Genomic DNA, 8412 nt, shown 5'->3' with positions numbered 1-8412 from the left:
AGGACTCGAACCTTCGACCCCCTGGTCCCAAACCAGGTGCGCTACCAGACTGCGCTACACTCCGTTACCTTATAAAAAGGAACGCAATTATAGTCAAAAGGTTTCCATTTGTCAATAGATTTTGGAAAAAAATGAAAAAATGTTATTTTAATCCCTAAATTAGAGGTACTTTAGGCGTTAGTCAGTATAATAATTCATCTTCTTGCCAGGGCAAAACATATGAACAGTATATTCGAACAAATTAATAGCCTCTTAGGCTCTATCTTCTTTTTTGACATCTTTTTTGGCAGCATAGAAGGTGCAAGTATGCCTTTCATTGTTGCATGGCTTATCGTTGGAGGGGTTTTTCTTACTTTTCGTTTTGGTTTTATCAATGCACGTATGTTTGGTCATGCCTTTAAGATCATCATAGGTAAATACAAGACCGCTGATGATGTAGGAGAGATCACCCCCTTCCAATCTTTAACCACTGCTCTATCTGCAACGGTAGGATTGGGAAACATCGCAGGTGTTGCTATCGCCATCGCAGTAGGTGGGCCAGGTGCTACTTTTTGGATGATATTGGCAGGATTTTTTGGTATGACACTCAAATTTACAGAAGTAACCCTTGCCCAAGTCTACCGAGAGAGAAGACCTGATGGGCGTATCATGGGTGGTGCGATGCAGTACCTTTCCATAGGACTTGCTTCTAAAGGACATGTCAAACTGGGAAAAGTACTTGCTGTAATGTTCGCAGTTCTTGCTATCGGGGGATCTTTAGGTGCAGGAAATGCTTTTCAAACCTCACAAGCTATGGGTGTACTGTCAGAACGTATTCCCTTCTTTCAAGAATATCCGATCGTATTTGGTCTTATCATGGCAACACTTGTAGGATTTGTTATTATTGGTGGGATCAAACGTATTGCTCTTACAGCAGAAAAGATCGTTCCTACAATGGTCTTTATCTACCTGCTTGCATCGTTATGGATACTCATCACAAATGCTTCAGCAGTACCTGGTGCCATCTCAACTATCTTTCATGAAGCCTTTGCCCCTACTGCAGCAGCAGGTGGTCTCATAGGTGTACTTGTACAAGGTTTTAAACGTGCTGCATTCTCAAGTGAAGCAGGTATAGGTTCTGCTGCTATTGTACACTCTACCGCATCAGTCAAATACCCTGTCAGACAAGGTATGGTTGCGCTTTATGAACCGTTTATCGATACCATAGTCATCTGTACTATGACAGCCCTTGTAATCGTAACCACTGGTGTTTATGCTCCAGATGGAGAGTTTGCAAACCTGGTTGCTTCCAAACAGGGTGCAGCACTCACAGCAGCAGCTTATGGAACTGTCATTTCATGGTTTCCTATTATCTTGTCATTTTCCATCGTACTTTTTGCTTTTTCTACGATGATATCATGGTCTTATTATGGAGAACGCTCTTGGACTTATTTGTTTGGGGAAAAATATACACTGGTATTCAAATTGATCTTCGTTTCATTTACAGTCATGGCATCGGTAACCAGTGCTTCTACACTGTTAGAATTCTCCGACCTTCTCATCTTGGCAATGGCCTTACCAAACCTCATAGGACTCTATATGTTACAAGGAGTTGTCCACAATAATCTAAAAGCGTATCTTTCAAAATGGAGAAGTGGGGAGTTGGATAGAGAGTGTATACGAAAAGGGGTGTGTGAACCAAAGTAGTAGATAACATGTGTCAATCACATGTTATCTGTTTTAAAAGCTAAGAGGATGGATTAAACCATCTCTACTCCCTTTTCACCGTGGGCAAGTGTACCGATAACATAACCATCCGTATTTGCAAGTACAGCATCTACATTTTCAGGGTCTACAACCCATACCATTCCTACACCCATATTAAAGGCTCTGTACATCTCTTCTTCTGCAACATACTTGCTCATAAATTCAAAGATAGGCAATACTCTAATAGCATCTTTGTTTACAATCGCTCTCATCCCTTCTGGGAGCACTCTAGGAAGGTTTTCTACGATTCCCCCACCTGTGATGTGGGCTAAAGCTTTTACATACTGTTTATTGGCTTTATACTCTTTTACGTAGATACGTGTTGGTTCAAGCAGAGTCTCTACAAGGGGCTTACCTTCAAACTCTGTTTCAAGACTCATGCCCAACTTGTCAAAGAAAAGTTTTCTTACCAATGAATATCCGTTAGAATGAACACCAGAACTTGGCATAGCAATGAGTATCTGTCCCTCTTTCACATTTGCTATAGTATCCATCTCTGAACGCTCTGCGATACCTACTGCAAATCCTGCAAGGTCAAAGTCATCATCTGAATACATACCAGGCATTTCAGCTGTTTCTCCACCTACAAGGGCACATTCAGCTCTACGACAGCCTTCTGCGATACCTGCAACCACATCTTTTGCATTCTCAGGAAGCAATTTACCTGTTGCATAATAATCCAAGAAAAACATCGGTGTTCCGTTATTACAGATAAGATCGTTCACACACATTGCTACAAGATCGATACCAACGGTATCAAGTTTCCCACTATCTATAGCAATACGAAGCTTAGTACCCACACCATCTGTTGCAGAAAGGATCACTGGCTCTTTGTAGCCTGTTGGAAGTGCATAAGCACCTGCAAATGAACCGATACCACCGATAACATTTTTATCGAAAGTAGATTTTACATCACTTTTGATCGCTTCTACAAATTCATTACCGGCATCGATATCAACACCGGCATCTTTATATGATATATTTGACATTAGTTATTGTCCTTTTCATTAGTTTCTTCACATTTACACGCAGGGAAAATCTTTTTAAGCATTATAAGCCCTGGACAAAAGCCTGTCAACCCTGCAAGAACAAGCATCACCATCATGGCAAATTGCAAAATAAATGCAGCTGCATACATACCAGAACCTGCTAAACCCATAACAAATCCCAATATACTCGCCTGTATTAAACGTTGTATCTTTTCAGCACACATTTAAAAACCCTTATTAGAAATTGGGCGTATTATATCTAATTTTAGCTGTTTAACTTCCGTTATCATATGAGGAACGCTTTTAGAGTAAAGGCCCAAAAACTGCATTAACACTATGTACTCTTCAACTGAAGCTTACACAATGTGTTGCGTTAAGAGCAAAGCTTTCGTCCTAGCTTCTCTTCAACAGAACCAACTTTGTTTCCCAGTCTACCCACTGGACCATCACGCCAATCGATCTTTATAGAGCTATAAACACGACCGCAATCTTTTTGAAGCTCTTCGTAAGCTCTATTGATTACATTCAATACTTCTTCAACTGTTTCACCTTCAATAATAGTCCCCATAGGGGTAAGTTGATAAGCTAAGCCACTTTTATCTACAATATCTAAAACTCGTGCAACAAAGGCACTCTTACTTTGCGTTTTTTCGGTTGGGAACATTGAAAATTCTACTAATGCTGACATAATCATCCTTCTTCTTTTGTTTATTTTTCATGTTATAACAGATTATAGGTTATAATCTCCATACAAAGGATAAAAATGGTTGATATGATTGTAGTTGGTGCCGGGGCTGCTGGACTCGTTTCTGCCATCACCACTGCTAGAACAGGGCACACTGTACTTTTACTCGAACAGAATAACAAAATAGGTAAAAAAATACTTGTCTCGGGTAACGGAAAATGCAATATCGACAACAAATATATCTCTACTAACCGTTTTCATGGACAAAATCCGCATTTTATACAAGAAGTGTTGGAAGGTCAGGGCTTTGACATAGTAAAAAAGTTTTTCACATCCATAGGACTTGAGCTTATCGAAGGTAAAGAGGGAAAAATGTTTCCTATGTCTCTCCAGGCAAGCTCTGTCGTTGAACTACTGGAGTATGAAGCCAAAAGAGCAGGAGTAGAGATAATATGTGACTGTGCAGTAACATCCTTCAGTAAAGAAGATGATACTTTTATTGTAGAAACATCTCAGGGAAATAAACGTTGCAAAAAACTCCTTTTAGCCTCAGGTTCACCTGCCGCACCACAACTTGGAGGTTCAAACTCCGGATATGCCTTTGCCACAAAAATGGGACATAGTCTCATACCTCGTCACCCTTCTCTCGTACAACTATGTTCAGATGAAACATGGGTGAACGCCTGTGCAGGTGTGAAAGTAGCTGGAGTAGCGCAACTCTATGCCAATGGTGACTACATCACAGAGAAAAAGGGTGATCTTCTTTTCACAAACTATGGAATAAGCGGATTGGCTGTCTTGGATCTTAGCCGTGAAGTTAGTACAAGACTGGCAAACTATGATTACTGTGAGCTCAACTTGGATCTCATGCCAGAACTTAGCAAAGAAAAACTCACCAACTTACTGCTAGGTCGCATAGATGAGGGAAGTGAAAAACCTATAGAAATATGGCTTCACGGTGTCATAAACAAAAAACTCATCTCTATCATTTTAGAACAGTCGAAGTGTAAAGCCAAACAAGAAAATGACTTAAACAGAAAAGAAGTCAGCAAGCTTGTCTACACCATTAAAAATCTAAAACTTTCTATCAATGACACCAAAGGATTCAAAGGTGCTGAAGTCGCCACAGGCGGTGTCAATACCACTGAAATAAACCCACAAACGATGGAATCAAAACTTGTACCAAATCTGTATTTTGCAGGAGAAATACTCGATGTCGATGGAGACAGAGGAGGGTTTAATTTTCACTTCGCCTGGGTCTCAGGAATAAGAGCAGGGGATAATTTTTAAAAATAGTTAAAAAGAAATAATCGTTTAGTTTGCAGTAGATTTGAGGGTTGTTGAGAGGGAGCACACGGTCAGTATCTGACCGAACAAACTCCCTCGAAGATGCAGTGAAATAAAAGAATTATTTAGCGTTTTTCTTATCTCTTGCCATTCTCTTTCTCACATTCTCATCCAAATATTTTTTTCTAATTCTAATAGAAAGTGGTGTGATTTCGATAAGTTCATCATCTTCTATCCACTCCATTGCGCTCTCAAGAGTAATAGGTCTTGGCGGTACAAGTTTGATAGCATCATCAGCACCAGAAGTTCTCATATTTGTAAGCTGTTTCCCCTTAAGCGGGTTCACATCGAGGTCTCCAGGTCTTGCAGATTCACCGATAACCATACCTGCATAAACTTTATCTTGCGGTTTAATGAACATTACACCTCTTGCTTGTAAGTTAAAGATAGAGAACGCTACGGCTTCACCGTTATCCATAGAAACCAATGCACCAGGTGTTCTGCTGACAACAGTTCCAGAGTAAGGTCTGTACTCCAAGTAAGAATGGTTCATGATACCTTCACCTTTTGTGTCTGTCAAAAATTCATTTCTAAACCCGATAAGTCCACGTGCAGGAATTTCAAATTCAAGTCTTACAGTACCGTCTGGCATTGGGCTAAGTGAAGTCATTTCTGCTTTTCTTTTACCAAGTTTTTCTATGGCAACACCCTGGAATTCTTCAGGAACATCAACAACCAAGTGCTCAAATGGTTCCATCTTCACACCATCTTCTTCTTTCACAACAACTTCTGGACGTGCAAGAAGGAATTCAAAACCTTCTCTTCTCATATTTTCTGCCAAAATACCTATCTGTAATTCACCACGACCAGAAACTTTAAATGCCGCATCACCTGTAGGCTCCATACGCATAGCAATGTTTGTCTCCATCTCTTTTTCAAGTCTTTCACGGATCTTGTTAGATGTTACGTGTTTACCTTCTGTACCAGCTAAAGGACCATCATTTACAGACATAATAACAGAAAGTGTAGGCTCTTCAACGTGCATAGGATCAAGTGCTACCGGATTTACAGGATCACATACAGAGTCACCTACATCGATGTCATTAAATCCAGCGATAGCTACGATATCACCTGCTTCAGCTTCTTGGATCTCGATACGCTCAAGTCCTTTAAATCCGATAAGTTTAGAGATACGGCTTTTAGATTTAGTTCCACATGCTTTTACTAAAAGATACTCATCACCTTTTTTTACTTTACCGTTAAAGATACGTGTAATACCGATTCGACCAACAAAGTTATCAGAGTCAAGTGTGAATACCTGTGCTTGCGTATCATTATCTGGTGAACCTTGCGGATATGGTACTTTTTCTAAAATTGCTTCGAAAAGTGGTGTCATATCTTTGCTTTCATCTTCCATTTCCCATTTTGCATAACCATCTCTTGCTGCTGCATAAAGTACCGGGAATTCAAGTTGCTCTTCATTTGCATCAAGTGCAACAAGAAGGTCAAACATTTCATCAAGTACTCTTTCAGGATCTGCTCCATCTTTATCAATCTTGTTAATAACAACAACAGGAATAAGTCCAAGTTCAACCGCTTTTTTCAAAACAAATTTTGTTTGTGGCATCGCACCTTCTTGTGCATCAACTAGCATCAATACACCATCTACCATCTTCAGTACACGCTCAACCTCACCACCAAAATCGGCGTGACCCGGAGTATCGATAATGTTGATCTTGTGATCTCCATAAGTGATAGCCGTGTTTTTAGAAAGAATCGTAATCCCTCTTTCCTTTTCGATATCGTTAGAATCCATTGCTCTTTCTTGCACCTCTTGGTGTGCAGCATATGTTCCTGATTGCTGAAGTAATTGATCTACAAGTGTAGTTTTACCGTGGTCAACGTGAGCGATAACCGCAATGTTTTTAATCTTTTGCATAAAATGTCCTGAAATAAGGCTTCTTGCCCTATGTAATTTTCGCGAATTATACCCAAAATTTACTATATAAGAGATTTTTATGTAAAAAATTACCTAAATCACACTCTTATTATGTATCAAAACATCTACTCTATGCCTAATATATTATAGTGAAAACCCGTACATTTCATGATACGTTTTCATCGCATAACGATCCGTCATTGCTGCGATATAATCTGCGATGACCCGTTCTTTTGTACGTACTTCAAAGAGCTCTTTTTGATAAGGGGGAAGAAGATCTGTATCTTCTGTAAATGCTGTGTACAACCCTTGAATACATTGTTTTCCTGCATGCATTTTACGTACAATTTTTTGATGTCTATAGAGTTTCTGATGTAGTAGTTTTTTGAGTCTTTTAAGCTGTGTTGCTGTCACTTTTGAAAATCCTACCGGTAATTGCTCTTCTGCATCGATGGTCACACAAATAGGCATCTCCTGACGATATTTAGTTGCACCTTCTTTCGAGTTTTCTATAAAATCTTCTACAAGCATCTTTATAAGTCCTGCTACAAAACGGTGTCTGTAGAGTTTTTCTTCTCTTTTGACCCCTTCATTTTGTACCACTTCATCTACCCTTAAACAAAGCTCATCTCCTAACAGATCATCAAAAGTAATGAGTCCATATTTGATACCATCATCTATGTCGTGTGAAGTATAGGCTATCTCATCTGCATGATCTACCACCATCGCTTCTAGAGAAGGATGTTTATCTAAGGTAAAACGAGGATCCAATCCTTCTAAAAAAGGTTTTTTATAAGGGTATGAATGTTTGAGTACCCCTTCGAGTGTAGCAAATGTAAGATTCAGTCCATCAAACTCTTTGTAACGTTTTTCCAATTTGGTCAAAACCCTGAATGACTGAAAGTTATGTTCAAAACCCAAAGGTCTACCATCTGCTTTAAGCAGTTTATCTAACTCATCTCCACCCACATGTCCAAAAGGCGTATGGCCCAAATCATGTGAAAGCGCGATAACCTCTGCAAGGGTTTCATTCAGTTCTAACATACGTGAAAGTGTTCTAGCTATCTGACTTACTTCAAGTGAATGGGTGAGACGTGTACGAAAGTAGTCACCTTCATGGTTTAAAAAAACCTGCGTTTTATATTCTAACCGTCTAAAAGAACTGCAGTGAACGACTCTGTCCCTGTCTCTTGCGTAAGGGTCTCTAAAATCTTCTTCAAAATCAAAAAATCGTTCATTTGCCTTCATTAAAATGCTCCTCATTTTATTGGATACTCTTTTTGAACAAAGTCCAAAAAACTACGCTATCGCTAAGTTTTCTTCAATAGAAAGCCCACTCAACTATTCGCTTTTAATAATTAAATTAATAGTGATATAATTGTATCAAAATAATGATGGAGTGTGCCCATGGAAAAAATAGAAATGTATCATATTGAATACGAAAAGCCAAAAGTCACACTTTTACAACAATCTGGCCTTGGTGTTGCAGAGATCGCTGCAAGAACCTGTTATGACAGTTTTGAAAACAGTGAAAATGCATGTGTGAAGAATGCAATGAATGATCTAGATACCGATGCAATCAATAATATCGATGATTCGGATCTTCTTTCAAATCTTGCATGGGTACATCACCATCACTCTATCATCGAACATGCCACATTAAGTTTTTTAATACAGGGTACCTCAAGAGGGGTACTTCAGGAGCATGCAAGACATAGACTGCAAGCCATATCTGTAAGAAGTACACGTTATACAATGTCAAGTGT

At 39.3% G+C, this 8412-nt stretch carries 8 protein-coding genes; 3 read left to right on the top strand and 5 right to left on the bottom strand.

Translation table 11 applies throughout. The annotated features are described in order from the left end of the window. Nucleotides 1–219 precede the first annotated feature (219 nt). Complete coding sequence (locus ABZC96_RS06185) at nt 220–1686, top strand: alanine/glycine:cation symporter family protein (RefSeq protein WP_373029831.1); 1467 nt, start codon at nt 220–222, stop codon at nt 1684–1686. Between the two features lie 53 nt (nt 1687–1739). Here ABZC96_RS06185 and purM read toward each other — a convergent pair whose 3' ends face one another. The 3 genes from purM to ABZC96_RS06170 form a co-directional block, all read right to left on the bottom strand. Further along, a complete protein-coding gene (gene purM, locus ABZC96_RS06180; protein ID WP_373029830.1) occupies nt 1740–2735 on the bottom strand; it encodes a phosphoribosylformylglycinamidine cyclo-ligase in 996 nt (331 codons plus the stop codon). Next, complete coding sequence (locus tag ABZC96_RS06175; protein WP_373029829.1) at nt 2735–2959, bottom strand: hypothetical protein; 225 nt, start codon at nt 2957–2959, stop codon at nt 2735–2737. Before ABZC96_RS06175 ends, purM begins: the two co-directional genes overlap by 1 nt. Before the next feature lie 149 nt (nt 2960–3108). After that, complete coding sequence (locus tag ABZC96_RS06170; protein ID WP_373029828.1) at nt 3109–3423, bottom strand: MTH1187 family thiamine-binding protein; 315 nt, start codon at nt 3421–3423, stop codon at nt 3109–3111. Nucleotides 3424–3498: 75 nt separating this feature from the next. On the opposite strand from ABZC96_RS06170, the gene ABZC96_RS06165 reads away from it, so the two are divergent. After that, entirely contained in the window at nt 3499–4710 is a 1212-nt protein-coding gene (locus ABZC96_RS06165) for an NAD(P)/FAD-dependent oxidoreductase (RefSeq protein ID WP_373029827.1), read from the top strand. Nucleotides 4711–4828: 118 nt separating this feature from the next. On the opposite strand, the gene typA is transcribed toward ABZC96_RS06165, so the two are convergent. Then, entirely contained in the window at nt 4829–6646 is a 1818-nt protein-coding gene (typA, locus tag ABZC96_RS06160) for a translational GTPase TypA (protein WP_373029826.1), read from the bottom strand. A gap of 144 nt (nt 6647–6790) precedes the next feature. Beyond that, nucleotides 6791–7894 carry a deoxyguanosinetriphosphate triphosphohydrolase gene (locus tag ABZC96_RS06155; protein ID WP_373029825.1) on the bottom strand — a complete coding sequence of 368 codons (1104 nt, stop codon included), beginning with the start codon at nt 7892–7894 and terminating at the stop codon, nt 6791–6793. Between the two features lie 159 nt (nt 7895–8053). Here ABZC96_RS06155 and ABZC96_RS06150 point away from each other — a divergent pair. Next, nucleotides 8054–8412 (top strand): FAD-dependent thymidylate synthase (locus ABZC96_RS06150; protein WP_373029823.1); only part of this gene is annotated, 359 nt, incomplete at its 3' end.

It is taken from the genome of Sulfurovum sp. (assembly GCF_041551015.1).
Taxonomy (GTDB): Bacteria; Campylobacterota; Campylobacteria; order Campylobacterales; family Sulfurovaceae; genus Sulfurovum.
The sequence above is the reverse complement of the archived record's forward strand: the minus strand, read 5'-3'. Positions and strand labels throughout refer to the sequence as shown.